Origin of the sequence: Pseudomonas sp. OV226 (genome assembly GCF_003148705.1) — a bacterium.
Taxonomy (GTDB): Bacteria; Pseudomonadota; Gammaproteobacteria; order Pseudomonadales; family Pseudomonadaceae; genus Aquipseudomonas.
On record NZ_QGGS01000004.1, the window covers coordinates 62,967 to 86,690 of the forward strand.

The window sequence follows — 23,724 nt, forward strand, 5'->3', positions numbered from 1 at the left end:
TCACTAGAATGGCTGCCATCTTTTCCTATACTCAGACGCGCATCCCGCGTCGGGTCGCCAGCAAGGTCAGCCATGAACAAGAACAATCGCCATCCTGCAGACGGTAAAAAACCAGTCACCATTTTCGGCCCGGACTTTCCTTTCGCCTTCGACGACTGGATCGAACACCCGGCGGGTCTGGGCAGCATTCCTGCGCACAACCACGGTGCCGAAGTAGCGATTGTCGGTGCTGGTATCGCCGGCTTGGTGGCGGCTTACGAATTGATGAAACTGGGCCTCAAACCCGTCGTCTACGAAGCCTCGAAAATGGGCGGGCGCCTGCGTTCCCAAGCGTTCAATGGCGCTGAAGGCATCATCGCCGAGCTCGGTGGCATGCGTTTTCCGGTCTCGTCCACCGCGTTCTATCACTACGTCGACAAGCTCGGTCTTGAGACCAAACCCTTCCCGAACCCGCTGACCCCCGCGTCGGGCAGCACCGTGATCGATCTGGAAGGCAAAACCCATTACGCACAAAAACTGGCAGATCTTCCTGCACTGTTCCAGGAAGTAGCTGACGCCTGGGCCGACGCCCTGGAAGCCGGCTCGCAGTTCTCCGATATCCAGCAAGCGATCCGCGACCGCGACGTGCCACGCCTCAAGGAGCTGTGGAACACCCTCGTCCCGCTGTGGGACGACCGCACCTTCTACGACTTCGTCGCCACCTCCAAAGCGTTCGCCAAGCTGTCGTTCCATCACCGCGAAGTGTTCGGCCAGGTCGGTTTCGGCACCGGCGGCTGGGACTCGGATTTCCCCAACTCGATGCTGGAAATCTTCCGCGTGGTGATGACCAACTGCGACGATCATCAGCACTTGGTGGTCGGTGGGGTGGAACAGGTGCCACAGGGTATCTGGCGCCATGTGCCGGAACGTTGCGTGCACTGGCCTGAAGGCACCAGCCTCAGCTCCCTGCACAACGGAGCACCGCGTACCGGCGTGAAGAAGATTGCCCATGCACCGGGTGGCCGTTTCGCCGTCACCGACAACTGGGGTGATACCCGCGAATACGCCGCGGTGCTGACCACTTGCCAGAGCTGGCTGCTGACCACCCAGATCGAATGCGACGAAAGCCTGTTCTCGCAAAAAATGTGGATGGCGCTGGATCGCACGCGCTACATGCAATCGTCGAAGACGTTCGTGATGGTCGACCGCCCGTTCTGGAAGGACAAGGACCCGGAAACCGGCCGCGACTTGATGAGCATGACGCTCACCGATCGCCTGACCCGTGGCACCTACCTGTTCGATAACGGCGACGATAAGCCGGGGGTGATTTGCCTGTCGTACTCGTGGATGAGCGACGCACTGAAAATGTTGCCGCAGCCGGTGGAAAAACGCGTGAAGCTGGCGCTGGACGCGTTGAAAAAGATCTACCCGAAAGTCGACATCGCAGCGCGCATCATCGGCGATCCGATCACCGTATCCTGGGAAGCCGACCCGCATTTCCTCGGGGCCTTCAAAGGCGCCCTGCCCGGCCACTATCGCTATAACCAGCGCATGTACGCGCATTTCATGCAAGACGAGATGCCAGCCGAGCAACGCGGGATTTTCATCGCTGGCGACGACGTTTCGTGGACGCCGGCCTGGGTTGAAGGCGCGGTGCAGACCTCACTCAACGCGGTGTGGGGCATCATGAAACATTTCGGCGGTGAAACTCACGCCGAGAACCCGGGTCCAGGTGATGTGTTCAACGAGATCGGACCGATCGCCCTGCCCGAGTAAGAGGAGTCCGAAATGCGCGTAGCCCTTTACCAATGTCCACCGCTGCCCCTGGACGTCGCCGGCAATCTGCAACGTCTGCAGCAATTGGCCCAGGAAGCGAAAGGCGCCGATTTGCTGGTAGTGCCGGAGATGTTCCTGACCGGCTACAACATCGGCGTCGACGCCGTCAGCGTCCTCGCGGAGGTGCACAACGGTGAATCGGCGCAACACATTGCGCGCATTGCCAAGTCTGCCGGGATCGCCATTTTATATGGCTACCCGGAGCGCACCGAAGACGGGCAGATCTACAACGCCGTGCAGTTGATCGACGCCCAGGGCGAGCGGTTGTGCAACTACCGCAAGACTCACTTGTTCGGCGACCTCGATCACTCGATGTTCAGTGCTGGCGAAGATGACTTTCCAGTGATTGAGCTCAATGGCTGGAAGCTGGGCTTCCTGATTTGCTACGACATGGAGTTTCCGGAAAACGCTCGACGCCTGGCGCTGGCCGGTGCCGAGCTGATCCTGGTGCCGACGGCAAACATGATTCCCTTCGACTTCGTCGCCGACGTCACCGTCCGCGCCCGTGCTTTCGAAAACCAGTGCTATGTGGCCTACGCCAATTACTGCGGCCATGAAGGCGACATCCACTACTGCGGCCAGAGCAGCATCGCCGCGCCGGATGGCAGCCGCATCGCCCAGGCTGGCCTCGATGAAGCGCTGATCGTCGGCGAGCTGGATCGGCAGTTGATGACCGACTCTCGCGCCGCCAATCGCTACTTGCTGGACCGCCGTCCCGAGCTTTACGGCGACCTTAACAAGCGCTGAGCCCCTGTAATCCGCTAGCATTAGCGCTTCTCTGTTCTGGAAGTGCTCATGCCTGCGCTGAATCACCCTCGCCCCCACACTGAAACCCTGGCCAACGGCTTGCGGGTGACGCTGCGTCATGCCCCGAATTTGAAGCGCTGCGCGGCGGCACTCCGGGTTGCGGCGGGCAGTCACGATGTGCCGCTGGCCTGGCCCGGCCTGGCGCATTTTCTGGAGCATTTGCTGTTTCTGGGGACTGAGCGCTTTCCTGCGGGCCAAGGGCTGATGGCCTATGTGCAACGTCACGGCGGGCAGGTCAACGCACGAACCAGCGAACGCACGACCGACTTCTTTTTCGAACTGCCGCCTCAGGCATTTCTCGGCGGGCTGGAGCGTCTGTCAGACATGCTCGCCCATCCACGTATGAATCCGGAGGATCAGTTGCGCGAGCGCGAAGTGTTGCAAGCCGAGTTTGTCGCCTGGTCACAGGACGCGGCGGCGCAACGGCAATTGACGCTGCTCGATGGGTTGACGTCGACCCATCCCTTGCGCGGTTTCCATGCCGGAAATCGCGATAGCCTGCCGGTGGAGCTCCCTGAGTTTCAGCAGGCCTTGAAGGATTTTCATCAACGGTTTTATCAGACCGGGCAACTGACACTGAGCCTCGCCGGGCCGCAGAGTCTCGATGAATTACGCGAGATGGCTCAGCGTTTTGGCGCCGAGATTCCCGTCGGGGACAAGGTCGCACAACAAACGCCCGGCGCGCTGATGAACGCATCGCAGAACACTTATCAACAGGCTGGCGAGCGTCGCCTGGATCTTCTGTTCGCGTTCGAAGCATTGCCCGACTCATCGCGTGAAGCGCTGGCCTTTCTGTGTCACTGGCTGAATGCCGCGAAACCTGGCGGTCTGATGTCGACGCTGCAAGAGCAGGGGCTGGCGGACAGCCTGAAAGCCGCGCCGCTGTATCAGTTCGCGGGGCAAGCGTTGCTGCACATTGAACTCGCTACGGCGCAATCGGCGAGTGTGATTCGCCAGAAGCTTCTCGACTGGCTGGGCTTTTTTGCCGCCCATCAAGACTGGACCGACTTGCGCGAAGAATACGCCGCCTTGCTGCAACGCCAGCAGCAAGTCGGCGCTGCCTTGCCATTGGCCCAACGGGACAGCGAGCAGCTCGAAACCGGGCTGTCCGAGCAGGGGGTTGCAGCGCTTAAAGACCTCCTGAAAAAAATCGGCGCTGTGGATAACTTCAGCGGCGCTTGGCAATTGCCGACGCCAAATCCGTTTTTGCGCGACGAAGCACCCACCGCCAATGCCGGGTTGATTCGCGGTCAGACCAGCAAACACCGAGGCCTGCGCACGTTTGCCCAGGACCGTTCGCGCAGTCGTCGTGAAAACTCGCCGATGCAATTCAGTCAGGCCTTGGCGGACAACAGCGATGAAGGGGCGATATTTCTGCGCTGGCGCCTCGATTTCAAACCGCTGCCCAGCCTTCAATCGAGCCTGGAAAATCGCCTGCAGCCATTACGCGAGGATGCGCGCCAGGCCGGCGTCGACTTTTCCTTCACTGCATCGGGCAATGAATGGCTGCTGAAAATGACCGGACTCCAGGAGCCGATGCCGACTGTCCTCGAACACGCGCTGAAAGTGCTGACCGAACCTGAGGTCGTTGCCCCACAAGAACAACCGGCAAGCGCTGCGCTGATACCGATTCGGCAGTTGCTGAAGGCGCTGCCCGACGAGTGTCTTGAGCGCACCGACGACTCAGACGACCTCCAGCAACTCTGGTCGAGCGCGCGCTGGGACGGCCTGGCGGTTGGCCTGTCCACCCAGACACAAGCCGCGATGGGCCTGGCCTTGAGCCGTATTCCCGGCACCGCGGACAATCAACTGACACTGCCGCCCTCGATCAGCGCCCGGCATCTGTGGACGACCGTCGATACCGGCGCCAGCGAGCACGCGTTGCTGCTCTTCTGTCCGACGCCGACTCAGGACATCGCCGATGAAGCGGCCTGGCGTTTGCTCGCGCATCTGGCTCAGACACCGTTCTACCAGCGCCTGCGGGTGGAGTTGCAACTCGGCTATGCGGTGTTCAGCGCCCTGCGACAGATTCATGGGCAAACCGGGATCCTGTTCGGCGTGCAATCGCCCAGCGTTGCGCCGGTGGACTTGCTGGATCATATCCAGGCGTTTCTGAACGGCTTCACTTCGATGATTCAAAGCCTCGACGACGCCACTTTCATCGCTCAGCGCCAGGCCTTGGCCGAACAGTTTGATAGCGCCGCACTGCCCACCGTCCAGGCAACGGAACTACTCTGGCAGAGCAAATTAGCCGGCCATTCGTCGGATTATCTGAAGCAACTGGCCCAGGCCATTTTGACGATTGACCACCGTTCATTGCTGGCTGCGGCACAGCGGCTGAATCAGGCGCAGGGTGGCTGGCGCGCCCTGGCCAGCGCGCCTTGCCCGAACCCGCTTTGGCAAGCGACAAAATGATCATTACCAAGGCTGCAATTAGCTTTCTCACACATTGGCAGCCAATTACTTTGAAATTTTAAGTAACATAGCTACCTAACTATCTGAACATCTCCGACTGGAGGTGGACTATATGTATAGATCTGAACTGTCCCATCACCTGAAGGAATGCTCCCATGTCCTGGTCCAAACCTGCTTACACCGACCTGCGTATCGGCTTTGAAGTCACCATGTACTTCGCAAGCCGCTAATCTTTTTGTAGCGCAGTGCAACGCCTCGGCTCGCCGAGGCGTTTTTATTTTCAGTTTTCGAATGATGGAGCGGCCATGTTTGTCCAGATTCTAGGTTCCGCCGCGGGGGGTGGTTTTCCCCAGTGGAATTGCAATTGCGTGAACTGCGCCGGTTTTCGCAATGGCAGCCTGAACGCCAAGGCGCGAACCCAGTCGTCTATCGCAATTTCCGATGATGGCGTGAACTGGGTGTTGTGCAACGCGTCACCGGACATCCGCGCTCAGCTTCAAAGCTTCGCCCCGTTGCAACCGGGCCGCGCCCTGCGTGATACCGGCATCAGCGCCATCATCCTGATGGACAGCCAGATCGACCACACCACCGGCCTGCTCAGCCTGCGCGAAGGTTGCCCGCATCAGGTCTGGTGTACTGACATGGTCCATGAAGATTTGAGCAGCGGATTCCCGCTGTTTACCATGCTGACCCACTGGAATGGCGGACTGGACTGGAACCCGATCGAACTGGACCGCAGCTTCACCATCGCGGCCTGCCCAAACCTGCGATTCACCCCGTTGCCGCTACGCAGCGCCGCGCCGCCGTATTCGCCGCACCGCTTCGACCCGCACCCCGGCGACAACATCGGTCTGATCGTCGAAGACCTGAACACCGGCGGCAAGCTGTTCTATGCGCCGGGGCTGGGCAAGGTCGACGCGCCGCTGCTGAAGATCATGGCCAGCAGTGATTGCTTGTTGGTGGACGGCACGATGTGGGACGACGACGAAATGCAGCGTCGCGGCGTCGGCACGCGCACCGGACGGGAAATGGGCCACCTGGCGCAGAGCGGCCCCGGCGGCATGCTGGAGGTGCTGAAGCAACTGCCCAAGCAGCGCAAGGTGCTTATTCACATCAACAACACCAACCCGATTCTTGATGAAGACTCGCCGGAGCGTGCCGAGCTGGTTCGTCGGGATGTTGAAGTGGCTTATGACGGCATGAGTATTGTGTTGTAGCGGAGGGCCCCATCGCGGGCAAGCCCGCTCCCACACGGGTTCTGTGGCGTACAAAACCCCCTGTGGGAGCGGGCTTGCCCGCGAAGACGTCCGACCTGACACCAAAGATTTCACGGCTGCTCCCCGGAGAACCGCAATGACTGACACCGCAATGACCCCCGCCGAATTCGAGGCCGCCCTGCGCGCCAAAGGCGCCTATTACCATATCCATCACCCCTATCACGTGGCGATGTATGAAGGCCGGGCGACTCGCGAGCAGATCCAGGGCTGGGTTGCCAACCGCTTTTACTATCAGGTGAACATTCCCCTGAAAGACGCCGCGATCCTCGCCAACTGCCCGGATCGCGAGATCCGTCGCGAGTGGATTCAGCGCCTGCTCGACCACGATGGCGCCCCCGGCGAAGACGGTGGCATCGAAGCCTGGCTGCGTCTGGGCCAGGCTGTGGGCCTCGACCCGGATCAACTGCGCTCTCATGAACTGGTGCTGCCCGGCGTACGTTTTGCCGTCGACGCCTACGTCAACTTTGCCCGCAGGGCCAGTTGGCAGGAAGCCGCGAGCAGCTCGCTGACTGAACTGTTCGCGCCGCAGATCCATCAATCGCGCCTGGACAGTTGGCCACAGCATTACCCATGGATCGACCCGGCCGGGTACGAGTATTTCCGCACTCGCCTGGGCCAGGCCCGCCGCGATGTGGAACACGGTCTGGCGATCACCTTGCAGCACTACACCACCCGGGCCGGTCAGGAGCGCATGCTGGAAATTCTCCAGTTCAAACTGGACATCCTTTGGAGCATGCTCGATGCCATGAGCATGGCCTACGAACTGAACCGCCCGCCGTATCACAGCGTGACCGAACAACGGGTCTGGCATAAAGGAATCACCTTATGAGTTTCGATCGCAGCAAGACCCCGACCTGGCGTCCCGGCTACCGTTTCCAGTACGAACCGGCGCAAAAAGGCCATGTGCTGCTGTACCCGGAAGGCATGATCAAGCTCAATGAAAGCGCCGCGCTGATTGGCGGTTTGATCGATGGCGAGCGTGATGTTGCGGCAATCATTGCCGAGCTCGACCTGCAGTTCCCCGGCGTGCCGGAGCTCGGTGACGACATCGAGCAATTCATGGAGGTTGCCCGTGCGCAGCACTGGATCGAACTTGCCTGAGTCGTCGGTGCAAGTACCGCCCACACCCGAAATCGGCCTGCCGCTGTGGCTGCTGGCCGAACTGACCTACCGCTGCCCGTTGCAATGCCCCTACTGCTCCAACCCGCTGGACTTCGCCGAACAAGGCAAGGAGCTGAGCACCGAGCAGTGGATCAAGGTCTTTCGCGAAGCGCGGGAGATGGGTGCGGCGCAGTTGGGCTTTTCCGGTGGCGAACCGCTGGTGCGCCAGGACCTCGCCGAGCTGATCGCCGAGGCACGCAAGTTGGGCTTCTACACCAACCTGATCACCTCCGGCATCGGCCTGACCGAGCAGAAAATCAGCGATTTCAAGAAGGCCGGCCTGGACCATATCCAGATCAGTTTCCAGGCCAGCGATGAGCAAGTGAACAACTTGCTGGCCGGCTCGAAAAAAGCCTTTGCGCAGAAGCTGGAAATGGCCCGCGCGGTGAAAGCCCACGGCTACCCGATGGTGCTGAATTTCGTGACCCATCGGCACAACATCGACAAGATCGACCGGATCATCGAGCTGTGCATCGCCCTGGAGGCGGACTTCGTCGAACTCGCCACCTGCCAGTTTTACGGCTGGGCGCAGCTCAATCGCGTCGGGTTGTTGCCGACCCGGGAACAGCTGGTCCGCGCCGAGCGCATCACCAACGAATACCGCGCCAAGCTGGAAGCCGAAGGGCATCCGTGCAAGCTGATTTTCGTTACGCCGGACTATTACGAAGAACGCCCGAAAGCCTGCATGAATGGCTGGGGCAGCATCTTCCTGACCGTTACCCCGGACGGCACCGCCCTGCCCTGTCACGGCGCCCGACAGCTGCCGGTGCAATTTCCAAACGTGCGCGACCACAGCATGCAACACATCTGGTACGACTCCTTCGGCTTCAACCGCTTTCGCGGTTACAACTGGATGCCCGAGCCGTGCCGTTCCTGCGATGAAAAAGAAAAGGACTTCGGCGGCTGCCGTTGCCAGGCGTTCATGCTCACCGGTGACGCGAGCAACGCCGACCCAGTGTGCAGCAAGTCTCAACATCATGGCGTGATTCTCAAGGCCCGCGAAGAAGCCGAGCACGCGACTCAGACCATCGAACAATTGGCCTTTCGCAATGAACGAAACTCCCGCCTTATCGCAAAAAGCTGAGCCTTTCAGCGCCTCCAGGGCCGTCGCGGCCGCGATCGACTTTGCCGAACTGCAGGTCGGCCAGCACGGTCTGTTCTGGAACGAATACCGGCCCGAAGAAGCCGCTTGCCGGATCTGGCATTGGCGTGACGGCCAGGCGCATTGCCTGACGCCGTCGGGTTTTAGTGTGCGCAGTCGAGTGTACGAATATGGCGGCGGCGGGTTTTGTCTGACCGATGACGGCATCGTTTTCGTCAACGAGGCGGACCAACAGCTGTATCGGCAATCGCTGCAGGGCGAAACACCCGAAGCGTTGACCGCGAGTAAATGCCGCTATGGCGACCTGCAATTCGCCAATGGACAGGTTCTGGCCGTCGAAGAGCACCACGATCAACATCGTCTGGTCGCGATCGATGTGGCTGATGGCGCCCGTCACTTGCTGGCCGAAGGCGCGGACTTCTACGCTGCGCCGACGTTGAGTCCCGACGCTCAGCGGTTGGCGTGGATCGAGTGGAGTCGGCCGGACCAGCCTTGGACTGCAACGCGTCTGATGGTGGCCGAACGTCAGAGCGATGGTGGCTTTGCGCTGCCGCATTGCGTGGCCGGCGACGCCGCTCAGGAGTCGTTGCAACAGCCGCGATTCGATACCAGCGGCCGGCTGTTTTGTCTGACCGACCGTGGCGGATATTGGCAGCCATGGGTCGAGTCTTCAGACGGGTTGAATCCGCTGCCGAGCGCCGCGGCCGATCATGGGCCAGCGCCGTGGCAATTGGGGGGGTGCACTTGGCTCCCGCTGCGCGACAACACTTTTTTGGCGAGCTGGACCGAAGGCGGTTTTGGCCGACTGGGCCTTTGCGGTGACACCCGTGAAGATTTCACCGGTGACTACAGCCGCTTCCGCCATCTCGCACTGGATGAGCAATTCATCTACTGCATCGCCGCCTCACCGATCAGTTCGGCAGCGGTGATCGCCATCGATCGCAGCACCCGGCGTGTCAAGGTACTGGCCGGTGGTGTCACACCCATGCCGGTCGAGCAGATCAGCGTGCCACAAACCCTGCGCTACCCGAGCGGTTCGGGCGAGGCGCACGGGTTCTTCTACCCGGCCACGACCGGGGAGGCGAAACCACCGCTGGTGGTGTTCATCCACGGCGGCCCGACCTCGGCGTGCTACCCGATGCTCGATCCGCGCATCCAGTATTGGGCGCAACGCGGCTTTGCCGTGGCCGACCTCAACTATCGGGGCAGCAGCGGTTACGGCCGGGCATATCGCCAGGCGCTGCATTTGAGTTGGGGCGAGGTGGACGTCGAGGACGCCTGCGCAGTCGTCGCCCACCTCGCCGAACGCGGGTTGATCGACGGCGACAACGCGTTCATTCGCGGTGGCAGCGCTGGCGGTTACACCACCCTGTGTGCCCTGGCGTTCAAGAACGTTTTCCGCGCTGGCGCCAGTCTGTACGGCGTCAGCGATCCCGTGGCATTGGGACGGGCGACTCATAAATTCGAAGGTGATTATCTGGACTGGCTGATCGGTGATCCGGTGCAGGATGCCAAACGCTACGCCGCACGAACGCCGTTGCTGCATGCGAGCAACATCCGTGTACCGATGATTTTCTTTCAGGGTGAACTGGACGCCGTGGTTGTGCCGCAACAGACCCGGGACATGGTCGAGGCACTACAGGACAACGGCATCCTGGTGGAAGCGCATTACTACGCCGACGAGCGCCACGGCTTCCGCAAGGCTGGCAATCAGGCCCATGCCCTGGAACAGGAGTGGTTGTTTTATCGCAGGGTAATCGATCAGGGCGTTTGAGGCCTGGCTCAGCGCTTGGCGATGATGTACACCGCGTGCACAATCCCGGGAATATAACCGCACAAGGTCAGCAGAATGTTCAACCAGAACGCCCCGCCAAATCCGACCTGCAGAAACACACCCAATGGCGGCAACAGAATGGCGATGATGATTCGAATAAAGTCCATGGGGTAGCTCCTGATTTGAATGGGCTCACGCGAGCCATACACCTAATCGACCTGTGTCGTGCGTCAGGGTTCAGTGCACTGATTACCGAGCGCCGACACTTCGCCAGGTTTTGCAGACAAAAAAACGCCCCACGCGAAAGGATCAAACGTGGGGCGATGCGTTATTACCGCGAGACGGTTCTGGTGTTTGTGTGGGACGAGTCTGATCAGACCGCAATCCCTTTTCGGCACTGCAACTGTGCAGTGCGCACCCGGGAGAAGGCGCGGGTCAGGCGCAGGAGCATTTCGTCGATGTTGGCGTTGCTGACGGTGAGGGCCGGGGTGAAGCGCAAACAATCGGGTTGTGGGGCGTCAAGCAGCAAACCTTCGTACAACGCGGCTTTGACGACAGCGTCAGCCGAATCGTCGGACAACGTCAGCCCCCAGAACAGCCCTTGCCCGCGCAATTCGCCGTGGCCATAGCGATGGGACAAAAGCCGCAGTCCTTCGCGCAGATGCTGGCCGGTCTGCGCGACATGCTCGAGAAAACCTTTGTCCTGCACACTGTCGAGCACCGCCAGGCCGGCAGCGGTCATCAGGGCATTGCCATGATGGCTGCCGCTCAGGTCGCCGACGTCAACACAGCACGCCTTGCCCCGTGCCAGCAGCGCCGCCAGTGGCACACCACCACCGAGTCCTTTGCCGAGAACGATGACATCGGCCCGAACGCCGTAGGACTGTTCGGCGAGCAGAGTGCCGCAACGCCCGATGCCCGTTTGTACTTCATCGAGGATCAACAGAATGCCCAGTTCGCGACACAGCCGTTCCACACTCTTGAGGTAATGCTCAGTGGCCGGGATCACGCCCGCATCGTTCTGGATCGGTTCAAGCATGATTGCCACGGTCCGGGCGTCGACCGCCGCGTGCATGGCCGCCAGATCATTGAAGGGAACGTGGTGCACGTCCGACGCCGACATCGTTGCCAGATGACGGCCATGGCAACTGTTGCTGGCAACGATAATGCGCGAGGCACCACCGCGATAACGCTCGCCCCATTTACACGCCAAGGAGATTGCCGCGTCACAGGCTTCGCTGCCACTGTTGAGCAGGTACGCCTGATCGCTGCCAGTCGCGGTGCACAAACGCCCCGCAAGGTTGAGCCGGCCGCGGTTGTGCAGCGCAAAACCGGGGTTGATCAGTGATTGAGCCTGTTGCGAAATCGCCTGAACCAATACCGAAGGACTGTGCCCCAGGCTATTGGTCCCACCACCTTGAGTGAAATCCAGGTAAGCACGATCCTCACTGTCCCATAACCAGGAACCCTGACCACGGACGAAAATCTGTTTCGGCCGCTCGACGCTGGGCATCATGTACTCGCTGGAAGGGTTGTGGTGGTGGGTGGGCTGGAAGGTGTCGACCGCCAAATCATCAAGACTGGGCGGACAACGCCGCAAACTGAACAAATTCATCCGAAAAAACCTCGCTTGAGGTTTTTTGCCTTACCTATGTAAACAGTCTCGCTGCAAACAGAATTCATGGTGCTTTGCGGCCCTGTAAGCCTTGTGAATGCGGTTAGACTAGGCGCAGGCACGGCCTTGAGCCATTTCGATTTTCCAGCATTTTCAATAAGCGTTACTTATGGATTTCAAGCAACTGCGTTATTTCGTCGCGGTCTACGAAGAAGGCCATGTCGGCCGGGCCGCCGAGCGGCTTTCAATCTCCCAGCCGGCGTTATCCCAGCAAATCCGCCACCTCGAGCAGAACCTCGATGTGAGCCTGTTTGAACGCAGCAGCAAACGCCTGCTGCCAACCCTGGCCGCCCACACGTTGTACAACCACGCATTGCCCTTGCTCGACGGCATGCAACGCGCGCGTGAAGCGTTGGGCAATTTCAAGGGACAGGCGCTGCGCACACTGGCGATTGGCGTGTTGCAGACGGTCCACACCAGCCTGGTGCCGCAAATGCTCGAACGGGTGCGCAAAGCCCAACCGCATCTGGTGGTGCAGATCTACGAACTGACCGGGCTGGAAATCGAGCGACGCCTGCTTAATGGTTCACTGGACATTGGCATCAGCTACCTGCCACCCAGGCAGCCAGGGTTGCATGGGGTGATGCTGTACGAAGATGAACTGACTCTTGTCATTCCCGCTGACCACCCGTTGCGCGAATTCAAGAAAGTCTCCATGAGCCAGGCCGCCGAGTTGCCGATGCTGCTACTGGGAGAAGAGTTTCAGGTGCGACAGATCTGGCAGACGCAACTGGCCGCCCTCGGCAGGCGCCCGCAAGTGCAGGCCGAACTGAACAACATGGCGGGGATTCTCGACAGCCTGCCACACACCCGACTGGCGACGGTGCTGCCGGGGCGTTCGCAAAAGGCACTCGGTAATAACGAGCTGCTGTGGAAACCACTGACCGAGCCACGTGTGCCGCTGAAAGTCGGATTGGTGTGTCGCGATGTACAGCGGCAACAGACCTCACTGGCCTTGTTACGCACGCTGCTGGAAGAAGTGATGAACGGTCCGGATCAGCGCTTGAATAGCTCGACGACCTTGGACGGACTGAGCTGAGCACTTTTCTGCAGGCAAAAGAAAACCCCGCCGAAGCGGGGCTTTGCAGACTGTTTCCCTGACATCCATTTCACTCCGCCGTCCTGGCAGAATCCTACGTGTCCGTGTTGTTGCTTTGCGCTTCCTGCGCGACGTCCATGTGAAGTAGATTAACTGTGGATCCAATCTACGCCTATGGGAAAACAGCAGCACGTCATGTAAGAGATTGCTTACATGACGTTACCTTGTCAGAACTGCGCAGCATCCAGCAGGAACAGGGACTCGCTACCGGCTTTCACCGACGCGCTCAACGAGTGAATACGTGGCAACAGGCGTGCGAAATAGAACCGCGCCGTACCCAGCTTGCTCGCGTAGAAGTCGTCCTGCGCTTCTTTGCCCAACGCAGCCTTGGCCATCAGTGCCCACATGTAGGCATATGCCACATAACCGAAGGTTTGCAGGTACTCGACCGACGCCGCACCGATTTCATTCGGGTTGTTTTTGGCGCGATCCAGCAACCACGCGGTCAGCTCGTCGAGGGTCGTTACCGCATCATTCAGCGGCTTGGTGAACTCGGCCAGATCAGCACTGGCGGTCGCGGTGAAATGACGGATTTCGTCAGCAAACAGGTTGTAGAACGCGCCGCCGGTGCCGACGATTTTGCGTCCGACCAGGTCCAGTGCCTGAATGCCGTTGGTGCCTTCGTAGATCTGCGTGATACGAACGTCACGCACCAGTTGCTCCTGGCCCCACTCGCGGATGTAACCGTGGCCGCCAAAAACCTGTTGGCCGTGAACGGTGGTTTCCAGACCCAGGTCGGTCAGGAATGCCTTGGCCACTGGCGTCAGCAACGCCACCAAGTCTTCAGCGCGTTTGCGGGTAGTCGCGTCTTCGCTGAACTTGGCGGTGTCGAGTTGCATGGCAACGTAAGTCGAGAACGCACGGCCACCTTCGTTCGAGGCTTTCATGGTCAGCAACATGCGACGTACGTCCGGGTGGACGATGATCGGGTCAGCCACTTTGTCTTTGTTTTGCGCGCCGGTCGGCGAACGGCTTTGCAGGCGGTCGCGAGCGTATTCAACGGCGTTCTGATAAGAACGCTCGCCGGTGGCCAGGCCCTGAATGCCCACGCCCAGACGCTCGTAGTTCATCATGGTGAACATCGCCGCCAGGCCTTTGTTCGGCTCGCCGACCAGGTAACCCACGGCTTCGTCGAAGTTCATCACGCAGGTCGCGGACGCCTGGATGCCCATTTTGTGTTCGATCGAACCGCAGTTTGCCGGGTTGCGCGCACCCAGGCTGCCATCGGCATTGACCATAAACTTCGGCACCAGGAACAGCGAAATACCTTTCGGCCCCGCCGGCGCGTCCGGCAGCTTGGCCAGCACCAGGTGGATGATGTTCTCGGTCAGGTCGTGCTCACCGCCGGTGATGAAGATCTTGGTGCCGCTGACTTTGTAGGAACCGTCGGCCTGAGGCTCGGCCTTGGTGCGGATGATCCCCAGGTCAGTACCGGCATGCGGCTCGGTCAGGCACATGGAACCGGCCCAGACACCGGAGTACATGTTTGGCAGGTACGCAGCTTTCAGCTCGTCGCTGGCGTGGGCGTTGATCGACAGGCAGGCACCGGCCGTCAGCATCGGGTACAGACCGAACGACAGGCTGGCGGAGTTGACCATTTCTTCGACCTGAGCCGACACGGCTTTGGGCATGCCCATGCCGCCGTAGGCAGGATCGCCACCGACACCGACCCAGCCGCCTTCAGCATAAGTCTGATAAGCCTGCGGGAAACCTGCCGGCGTGGTGACCGCACCGTCCGCCCAATGGCAACCTTCTTCGTCAGCCGCACGGCTCAGCGGCGCGATGCTTTTGCTGGTGACCTTGCCGGCTTCTTCGAGAATGGCTTCGACGGTTTCCGCATCGACGGTCTCGGCCAGCGCAGGCAGCTCGGCCCAGAGTTTGGCGACCTCGAAAACTTCATTGAGAACGAAGCGCATATCGCGCAGGGGCGCTTTGTAGTCAGCCATGGCAAACCTCGCAAGATCTAAACAGGTGATTCGTAGGAGTGGTGCTTTCGTTGGGTCCGAGTGTAACCCAACAACTTTTGCGACACATAGGGTCAGCCCATGACCCTTTTGTAATGTTTAGTCACTGACTGTCGGGTCATTAAAAAGCCCGCAATGATGCGGGCTCCAATGTGGCGGATTTAAAAGACTAAAGTGCGAACAGCGCTGCCGGCAGCTTCATCAGGCAATCACTCCCAGCCTCTATCGCCGCGCGATGAGCCGCCGTACGCGGCAACAAGCGCTTGAAGTAAAACTCGCTGGTCGCCAGCTTGCCCTGACAATAATCGGCATCACCGCTACCCGCATCGAGTTGCGCCTGAGCCACCAGTGCCATGCGCAGCCAGAGATAGCCAAGGATGATGTAACCGCTGTACATCAAATAATCCACTGATGCCGCGCCCACTTCGTCCGCATTCTTCATCGCTGCCATGCCGACCTTGGTGGTCAGTTCGCCCCACTGCTGATTCAGCTCGTTGAGCTGCGCCACATAGCTGGCGAGCTGCGGATGCCCAGCGTTCGCCGCGCAGAATGTGTGCACGATTTTGGTGAAGCCACGCAGCAGCTTGCCCTGACTGCCGAGCACTTTGCGCCCGAGCAAGTCCAACGCCTGAATGCCATTGGTCCCCTCGTAGATCGGCGCAATCCGGCAATCGCGAACCAATTGCTCCATGCCCCATTCACGAATGAAGCCGTGCCCGCCAAACACTTGCATGCCGTGGTTGGTCACCTCCAGCCCGGTATCAGTCATGAAGGCTTTGCAGATTGGCGTCAAAAAGGCCAACAGGTCTTCGGCGTCCTGGCGTGCGGTTTCATCCGGGCTCAAGTGCGCCACGTCCAGCAATTGCGCGGTGAAGTAAGTCAACGCGCGGTTGCCTTCGTTGAAGGCTTTCATGGTCAGCAACATCCGGCGCACGTCAGGATGCACGATGATCGGATCGGCGGCTTTTTCTGGCGCTTTCGGGCCGGTCAGCGAGCGCATTTGCAAGCGATCGTTAGCGTACTTGATGGCGCCCTGAAAGCTCGCCTCCCCCAGACACAACCCCTGCATCCCGGTGCCGAGGCGTGCGTGGTTCATCATGGTGAACATGCAGTTCAGGCCCTTGTTCGGCTCCCCGATCAAGAAGCCTTTGGCGCCATCGAAGTTCAGCACACAAGTGGCCGATGCCTTGATGCCCATTTTGTGTTCGATAGAGCCGCAGGAAACAGCGTTGCGTTCGCCCGCCTCTCCGTCGCCACCGGGCAGGAATTTAGGCACGATAAACAGCGAAATGCCTCGGGTGCCTGTCGGCGCATCCGGCAGTTTCGCCAGCACCAGATGAATGATGTTGTCACTCATGTCGTGCTCGCCGGCCGAGATGAAAATCTTGCTTCCGGAGATTGCATAGCTGCCATCGGTTGACGGCACGGCCCGCGTCTTGATGATGCCCAGGTCGGTGCCGCAATGGGCTTCGGTCAGGCACATGGTGCCTGTCCACTGGCCAGCGGTAAGTTTGCTCAGGTAGGTCTGCTTCTGTTCTTCGGTGCCGTGGGCGTGGATCGCGGACATCGCACCATGGGTCAATCCCGGGTACATGCCCCACGAGGTGTTGCTGGAACCGACCATTTCGCTGATGACCAGGCCCAGGGAACTTGGCAAGCCTTGCCCGCCGTAAGCCGGATCAGCCGCCAGACCATGCCAGCCCCCTTCAACGTATTGTGCGAAAGCTTGCTTGAAGCCTGTAGGCGTCGTTACCACGCCATTGTCGAAATGGCAGCCCTCTTCGTCGCCGCTGCGATTCAATGGCGCAAGCACGTTCTCGCAGAATTTCGCACCTTCTTCGAGGATCGCGTTGACCATGTCCGGACTGGCCTCAGTGGCACCCAGCGCGGCGTAATTGGCGTGAAAGTCGAAGACGTGGTCAATCAGAAAGCGCATGTCGCGCAGGGGAGCTTTGTACTCAGGCATGGTCGTTTCTCCGTCAGCAGATGCTTCAAACCTACTGCCGCCCACCACGCCGAACAATCACAGTCCAGACGCTGAATGCGCCATCATCACTCAACCCGCAGCGGCGTCCATTCGCACGGCGCCACGACGCGTCTGACCGAATGCCACCACACAGTTTCGCCCGGCGCCCTTGGCGCTGTAGAGCGCTTCGTCCGCGGACTTGAGGACCTTTTCGGGGGTGCGCTGATCCACGCGTTCGGCGACGCCGATGCTGACGGTGACCGACACACTGGACGCGCCGGGGCCCGAGCGGCGCTGACGTCCCTGCTGATCGTCCTGAGGGCGGTTGTCCTGATTGCGCAGCTGAATACTGTAGGTGGCGATGGATTCACGAATGACTTCCAGGTGCGGCATGCACTCTTCGAGCGTCTTGCCTGCAAACACCAGCGCAAATTCCTCACCGCCGTAGCGATACGCCCTACCGCCTCCGCCAATTTTCGACAGTTTGCTGGCCACCAGGCGCAGCACCTGGTCACCCACATCATGACCATGGGTATCGTTGAATTTCTTGAAGTGATCGACGTCGCTCATCGCCAGCACGTAATTACGCCCCAGCCGCTGCATCCGCTCGTTCAAGGCACGACGACCCGGCAGGCCGGTGAGTTCGTCACGGAAGGCCATTTGATAGGCTTCGTGGGCGACCGCCGCCGCAATCATCAACATCACCTGGCTGCACATGATGTTGAGGGTAAACGGCAGAATGAAGGTTTTCGGCAGTGCCCAGAACAAACCGAGCAAACCGACCAGTTGAGCCGCATGCAAAGGTCTTGGGTTACGCCAGTATTGCCAGCTCAGCAGCAAGAACGAGGCGATGAACACCGGATAGGACAGCTGGATCAGGCTCATCCAGGCGCCATGCAGCGCCGGCCAGCGGATTTCGGACAGCCATATCAGCAAGGCTTGTGGGTAACTTTGCTCCAGCCCCAACGCCACACTGCCGACGGCCAGCAACACAGCAAAGCGCGCCACCATGTCCTGAAACAAGTGTGTGCGTTCCTGCCAGGCGGCGAATACGCCAAACATCAGCGGCAGCAACAGGCAACACAGGTGGAAAACCACTGCTGCGTCATCACGGACTTTGCCGTTGTCGCGGTAGTAGTCGGTTTGGGTGTCGAGCAGAAAGTAGGCGATGTACACCGTGACCATCAGAAACAGCTCACGCTGACGTCGATAAACCGCGCAGTACGCACCGCCGAGCAACAGCACCAGAGTCGGTAGCACGTTGAACAGCGAGGTGAAGAAAACGTTCAATTCCTTGATATAGGCAGCCGCAAGTCCCGCAAGCAAGAGCAGTATCGACGGTAGGAAATGGCTGAAACGCACAGCGGAAGAACGCGGCAAGGGTAAAGCTCCGACCGTCACGACAAATAGATGGCATTGTGCCCACCAACTGTAACGGCAGAAACCCCGATTTGCTGAGTGAAATACTGCGGTATTTACAAAAAAGCGTCACTGGCGAGCATCAGCCGCCAGTGACGTAAAGGGAAATATGATTACAGGTCGTTGTTGAACGGTTGCAGCGGCCCCTCCAGACTTGGGCGACCTTCAGCACCGACCGGTTTGAGCTGGATTTCGGCATCCTGCGCTTGTCGGGTAGTGATCTTCGGACTCGCCGGCTTTTGCCCGACGGAGTTTTCATCACCCTTTTCGCCCTGTGCCAGCACCAGCGACGGATGATCAAACGGCGCCCGTTCCCATGCGACCCGAGGATCGGTCAGTCCGACTTCCATGAATTTGACCAGCGCATCCACTTCATCCGGGGTGAGGTTCAGCCGAGTCATGTCCGGGTCGAGGTTTGAGCCGTTGTGCTGATTGACCGCTGGGTGGTCGAAGCCACTGGTGTTGCTGGCATCCTCACCACGCCGGTCGCCGCCACGGTTGTAGAACTCCATGACCTGACGCAGCGTCGCGCGACTGCCGTTGTGGAAATACGGTCCGGTCAACGCGATGTTACGCAGAGTCGGCGTCTTGAAGGCGCCATCGACCGCGTCGCGAAAACCGACATTCGGCTTGAGCGTCGCATCACAAGGGATCGCCGGGCTCAAAAGCGCTTCGAAGGTGCACACATCGACCTCCAGCGGGTCAGGGATCTGGCCGCCCTGGAGTACGGTGTTGTACTCGCGAGTGAAGGACAATGGATTGCCCCAGGCATCCGAGCCACCGAGCGCCAGGTCTTCCGACGTTGGACGCACCCCGGTGTTGTAGAAGCCGTTGTCATACAGCGTGGTCAGGTTGTCGGCCATCACCATGCGCTCGATCCGTTCCCGAGGATGGAACAGCAACCGGCTGCCGGCGTTGGTCAACTCCGCACCACCATGGCAACTGATGCACTTGCCCTTGCCCAGGAACAGATTCATGCCCTGGACCTGCTGGTCGTTCATGGCCGTATGATCGCCCTGCAAATAGGCATCCAACGGCGCCTGGTCCGAGATCAGCGTGGACTCATACATCTGAATCGCCAGCCCGAAGAACAGCGGGAAGTTCGCCTCCATCTGGGTGTATGGCGCACCACCCAGCGAGACCTGCTGCGTGGCATTCCACAGGCGCGGCTGGAACGCGTTCTTGATCAGCTCACGGTAGGTCGGCCGGCGGGCGCTGGACACTGGCCCCAGTACCGAATCGGTAGAGGAAATCCGCTGTTGCTTGAGCATCAAGGTGTCGAGCATGCGTCGGCCAATGTCGGCGAACGTACGACCGCCGCAGGACATTTCCACCGGACTGCCGGGAGGCCCTACCGCTTGCGAAGCGGCGGAAGCATCCTTGAGCGCCAGTCTGACTTTGGTCGCCACGCCACTGCGATCGCTGGTCACGAAAATCCCGGCGTCAGGATCGCGATTGCCAAATGGAGAGAAGCCGTTGAAGACGTTATTGGCGCGGCCATCCCAAAAGTTACGCACGTTGAACGCGGCATTGATCACCGTGGGTGCGTTGCGCCCGGTGCTGCGGCGAACATTGATGCCACCTACCTGGAAGATGCCGTCCGGTTGCTGAATGCACTTGTCGAAACGTGCCTGATGGGGTTTGACGAAGTTGGCGTCGAATACGCCCTGGGACCCGATCACATCGTCAGTCGAATAGACAATCGCCGAATTGCGATCCATCGGATCAGCCAATACATGGGTCGGAAAGTCGTCTTTCTTCAGCAGGTAATTCGGGCCGCCCTTGCCTCCTGATTTGGTGGTGTAGCTCGGCACGTCGCCTGGAATGTCCGAGGCGGTGAACGGCTTGTTGAAGATCGACGAAACGTTCGCGTTAGTATTCGCCTGACCGGGGTTGATCTGGTTGGTGGTGCGGTGATCAACACCCGCGTGGAAGTGGCAGGAGGCACAAGCCGTCGAACCGTCACTGCCGATCTCCATGTCCCAGAACAGCGCTTTGCCCAAGAGAACCGCCGCAGAGCGATTGAGCACGTAGTCAGTCATGAGGTCGACTTTGCGCCCGCCTTCGGTTCCCGACGGGTCGGGCGGGAGCAGTCCACGCAGCGATTGCAGAGTGGGCACGTCCAGTACGGGCGGATCGACCGCTACCGGGTCAGCGGCCCAGGCACTCGCGACCGGTAGACCGATGGTCAAAAGAGCCCCCGCCATCGCACAGGCTAAACGGGTGATTCGAAAGAGGTCCAAGTACTTAAACATCATGACATTCTCGATTCAGTGCGGAGTAGCCAAGCTCCGGGATTATCCTGTTGCGAGATGAACTCATCGCCATAAATCTTGCTGCTTGCACGATTAGTTACACCACTCGAAATGGCTCGGGCAAGGCGACGCTTAACTGGCAAAGTGCTCTCTTGGCTCAGGTTTGATTAAGACATTGCTCTGTCGCACCGACGGGTGCGCTTAACCCAACTCTAGCTGTAACAAAAAATTTCAGTAACAAAAAAATCAATATTTTTATTTAAATCAATACAAATAGAAATGCCTTGCAAACACACCCGACACCACATACCAACAACGACTACAGACATACCTCAAACATGGTGAACTTCCCCCATTACTGGGTGCAATCCCCCAATACATGCCAACACCGGCTTACACAAACAATCACAAGCCAATGAATATAAAGGAAAATATTTTCCATGATTATTACTTACCAGCCTGGCATAGCAATTGCTCACCACACTTCCATGGAACTAAATTCATTTACGCCCCGCTTACAAACTAGGTCATCAGGGGGGGGGATAAACATTCATAAAATATAAACTCCGCGCGTGTACAAGTTACACTGCGCGAGCTATGGCTTTTATTTAATATCAAAACAAAAACTTCACGACTAATACTTAAATATTTTTTTCTTGCAATATCATTCCGCCCGGAGTAGATATAGACAACATTTCTCATTCAGTACTTAGGACCGAACTCCCCCAGCGAACACTTAAACTTCACCTCACACACTCCCGAACTTGGGTATATATCCCCCCCTATGTTGGTGGGTATTAATTCGGTAGTGTTGTGCGCAATACCATCCTTGGCCGCGCAGCCCGCATTCCGAGTGCGCTGGCGACTGTTTGTGTCTAATTGTTTCAAAACAGGCACGACAACTGCTTTGTACGCCTCAGGCTCAAGGAAATGTCTCTCGCGTGCGTCCGTAACCGGCCGACGCAACGCAGGTGAAAACATCCGAACGGCAAGTGTCGACCGTACACAGGCACTTATTCCGCTGGATCGAGCCCAAATTCGACACTCACGGCTTTGCGTTTTTCTTGCGCAGGATTCAGCGCATCAGCAGATCTACGATCTCGATTGGCCGGCAATTGGTCTTGCAAGATACTGGAGTGAGCCATGAGCTTATCTTTGTACGAAAAAACGCTCGCCATACCGCCGCTGCCTCACAAACGATTCAACGGCATCTTCAGTCGCCAAGTTCTGCTCGCCAGTGCCGTCGCTGTCGCACTGGCCATTAGTGGTGGCGGAGATGCATTTGCCAAAAACGGAGCTGGCGGTGGCGGTGGTGGCGGCGGTGGTGGCGGGACTGCCAAGCCCCCGGGTTTGCCCTCGCCGTTCACGACACCCACACTGCCCGATCCGATTTTTACAAACCCGACTGCGATTAATGGGTTTGACGTTACCGGTTTTATCCAAAACATGACCCTGGACACCACCAATTCGAATTGCCCCAGTACCAGCGACCCGGGCCGCTTCGGAGGGACTGTCCAGTTGAACGGCGTCACGATTGTTGTCCCTTGCAACACCGTTATGCAGATGCCGGCCAACACCCTGACCTGGGCCGACTTCGTCAGGGGTGGAACCCTGGCGCTCGGAAAATCAGCGGCGGCTTATCCCTCGTTCGAGATCCATGTGGTAGGCAATAACGTCTCCAACAAGCAGATTGCCGGGCTGATCTTTGTCTCCCAGCAATCAGTCAACGCGGGTAACGGTTTCATCACCCGGATCGACTACACCAACGGCAACCTCGAAGTTGACAGCGGGAACCCGACGCAACCCACGATTATTCAGATCAACGACCCGAACGGACGTTTTGGCCGTGCCCAAAGCCCCGACCCACGCTTCTCCGTCGATGATGCCAACCCGACCATCCATGCCGCCACCGGCTACCCGATGTGCGTGCCGCGCACGATTTCCGGGGACGATGCGCTCTGCCCACAGAAAAACCGGCCAAAAGTGGTCACCCCGACCACGACCAACAACTGCCGCAATTTCAGCCAGGCCGGTGTTGCGCCTCCGGCCAGTGGGGAACTCTCAGGGCCAGCGGTGGGGCAGGTCTATTGCAGCCAGTACGTCATGAAGAGATTCAGCGATGCTACACGCACGGCGACGGACCCCGATCCGACTCAACAGGCCCCCTTCGAAGTCGGCGACTTCATCAGCTGGTCCGGTACTTTGTTCAAGTCAGCCACAACGGGAGCCCCGGACTTCGTCTCTGCACACACGATCGAGGCGAATGTCGGGATCTACACTCAGCCTGGTTCGCAGCCCAGCTACATGGCTATCGGGGAGTTTGGCATCGGTACGGCCGACCCGGCTGCAACAGCCATCAGCGGAGTAGCCCAGGAGACGCAGGACCGGATTTTCCTTGAAGCCTCGACCACCGACATCAAGACCCCGGTCGACATCTATCTGATAGATGTCAATCCATCGACAGGTGTGCAAACCAATCGCTGGGTTACACCCTATGAGATGACGGGTGAATGCAACCCTGCGCTGGGCCTTGCGGCCAGTTGCCTGGGAGCCTCGGGTGGTATTACCACACAGAACACGGGTCCTCAGCCACAACGCGCCAGATTACGTGCGACCAAATCGCCCGCAGGGCTACTTAGCCAGCCGACACGTACCTTGCGCGTCGTTGCGCGGTCACTTTGCGTTCCACAGCAGAGCTTGTCCCAGACCGCCGTGGACAGTTGCATCCAGAATGCGGGCAGGCTGACCGTCGCCAATGGACTGATTGCCGGACAGTATGTGGCGCCGGTGTTTGAGTTCATCTTTCCGGAAGGCGTCAAGCCTGGCGATCCTGTGGTGCCTAACGACTTCTGGCATCTGCCGTTCATACGTAACGGCGAAGGCGTGAGCACCCCGACTGGCGTCGGCCCCCTGGATCCGACGCCATGGTGATCAAGGCCTGACCTCAGCGCAAAAAAAAACCGCCGCCCCTTTCGGGGCGGCGGTTTTTTAAGGA

17 protein-coding genes are annotated in these 23,724 nt (G+C 59.2%); 11 read left to right on the top strand and 6 right to left on the bottom strand.

Translation table 11 applies throughout. The features are described from left to right. The first annotated feature begins 72 nt into the window (after positions 1–72). The 9 genes from C7534_RS08845 (at position 73) to C7534_RS08885 (ending at position 10,351) form a co-directional block, all read left to right on the top strand. The gene (locus C7534_RS08845) at positions 73–1,755 is read left to right on the top strand and encodes a flavin monoamine oxidase family protein (protein WP_046029954.1); all 1,683 of its coding nucleotides are present in this window, start codon (positions 73–75) and stop codon (positions 1,753–1,755) included. Between the two features lie 12 nt (positions 1,756–1,767). Then, positions 1,768–2,562: a carbon-nitrogen hydrolase family protein gene (locus C7534_RS08850; RefSeq protein ID WP_046029952.1), complete on the top strand. Its 795-nt coding sequence runs from the start codon at positions 1,768–1,770 to the stop codon at positions 2,560–2,562. A 48-nt stretch (positions 2,563–2,610) separates the two neighbouring features. Next, complete coding sequence (gene pqqF, locus C7534_RS08855) at positions 2,611–5,037, top strand: pyrroloquinoline quinone biosynthesis protein PqqF (RefSeq protein ID WP_109785559.1); 2,427 nt, start codon at positions 2,611–2,613, stop codon at positions 5,035–5,037. Positions 5,038–5,192: 155 nt separating this feature from the next. Further along, positions 5,193–5,267, top strand: a complete 75-nt coding sequence (gene pqqA / locus C7534_RS08860; protein ID WP_009045898.1) for a pyrroloquinoline quinone precursor peptide PqqA — start codon at positions 5,193–5,195, stop codon at positions 5,265–5,267. A 75-nt stretch (positions 5,268–5,342) separates the two neighbouring features. Continuing rightward, complete coding sequence (gene pqqB, locus C7534_RS08865; protein ID WP_046029950.1) at positions 5,343–6,254, top strand: pyrroloquinoline quinone biosynthesis protein PqqB; 912 nt, start codon at positions 5,343–5,345, stop codon at positions 6,252–6,254. Between the two features lie 136 nt (positions 6,255–6,390). After that, a complete protein-coding gene (pqqC, locus tag C7534_RS08870; protein WP_109785560.1) occupies positions 6,391–7,143 on the top strand; it encodes a pyrroloquinoline-quinone synthase PqqC in 753 nt (250 codons plus the stop codon). Continuing rightward, positions 7,140–7,415, top strand: coding sequence for a pyrroloquinoline quinone biosynthesis peptide chaperone PqqD (gene pqqD / locus C7534_RS08875; protein ID WP_077431161.1), 276 nt, complete (start codon positions 7,140–7,142; stop codon positions 7,413–7,415). The genes pqqC and pqqD overlap by 4 nt, the downstream gene beginning before the upstream one ends. Positions 7,416–7,422: 7 nt before the next feature. After that, entirely contained in the window at positions 7,423–8,559 is a 1,137-nt protein-coding gene (gene pqqE / locus C7534_RS08880; protein WP_408981008.1) for a pyrroloquinoline quinone biosynthesis protein PqqE, read from the top strand. Then, positions 8,525–10,351 carry a S9 family peptidase gene (locus C7534_RS08885; RefSeq protein WP_109785562.1) on the top strand — a complete coding sequence of 609 codons (1,827 nt, stop codon included), beginning with the start codon at positions 8,525–8,527 and terminating at the stop codon, positions 10,349–10,351. The genes pqqE and C7534_RS08885 overlap by 35 nt, the downstream gene beginning before the upstream one ends. A gap of 8 nt (positions 10,352–10,359) precedes the next feature. Here C7534_RS08885 and C7534_RS08890 read toward each other — a convergent pair whose 3' ends face one another. Beyond that, on the bottom strand, positions 10,360–10,518 hold the full coding sequence (locus C7534_RS08890; RefSeq protein WP_003228885.1) for a YqaE/Pmp3 family membrane protein: 159 nt from the start codon (positions 10,516–10,518) through the stop codon (positions 10,360–10,362). A 206-nt stretch (positions 10,519–10,724) separates the two neighbouring features. Beyond that, entirely contained in the window at positions 10,725–11,966 is a 1,242-nt protein-coding gene (locus C7534_RS08895; RefSeq protein WP_109785563.1) for an aspartate aminotransferase family protein, read from the bottom strand. A 169-nt stretch (positions 11,967–12,135) separates the two neighbouring features. Here C7534_RS08895 and C7534_RS08900 point away from each other — a divergent pair, with 169 nt between their 5' ends. Further along, positions 12,136–13,065, top strand: coding sequence for a LysR family transcriptional regulator (locus C7534_RS08900; RefSeq protein ID WP_109785564.1), 930 nt, complete (start codon positions 12,136–12,138; stop codon positions 13,063–13,065). A gap of 227 nt (positions 13,066–13,292) precedes the next feature. On the opposite strand, the gene C7534_RS08905 is transcribed toward C7534_RS08900, so the two are convergent. From C7534_RS08905 to C7534_RS08920, 4 genes are all read right to left on the bottom strand, one after another. Next, complete coding sequence (locus C7534_RS08905; protein ID WP_109785565.1) at positions 13,293–15,071, bottom strand: acyl-CoA dehydrogenase C-terminal domain-containing protein; 1,779 nt, start codon at positions 15,069–15,071, stop codon at positions 13,293–13,295. 187 nt (positions 15,072–15,258) lie between these two features. Beyond that, positions 15,259–17,055: an acyl-CoA dehydrogenase C-terminal domain-containing protein gene (locus C7534_RS08910; protein ID WP_109785566.1), complete on the bottom strand. Its 1,797-nt coding sequence runs from the start codon at positions 17,053–17,055 to the stop codon at positions 15,259–15,261. Positions 17,056–17,145: 90 nt separating this feature from the next. Then, positions 17,146–18,435, bottom strand: a complete 1,290-nt coding sequence (locus C7534_RS08915; RefSeq protein ID WP_109785567.1) for a GGDEF domain-containing protein — start codon at positions 18,433–18,435, stop codon at positions 17,146–17,148. A 152-nt stretch (positions 18,436–18,587) separates the two neighbouring features. Beyond that, positions 18,588–20,681: a cytochrome-c peroxidase gene (locus C7534_RS08920; protein ID WP_046030063.1), complete on the bottom strand. Its 2,094-nt coding sequence runs from the start codon at positions 20,679–20,681 to the stop codon at positions 18,588–18,590. A gap of 1,191 nt (positions 20,682–21,872) precedes the next feature. Here C7534_RS08920 and C7534_RS08925 point away from each other — a divergent pair. Next, positions 21,873–23,660, top strand: a complete 1,788-nt coding sequence (locus C7534_RS08925) for a hypothetical protein (protein ID WP_109785568.1) — start codon at positions 21,873–21,875, stop codon at positions 23,658–23,660. Positions 23,661–23,724 lie beyond the last annotated feature (64 nt).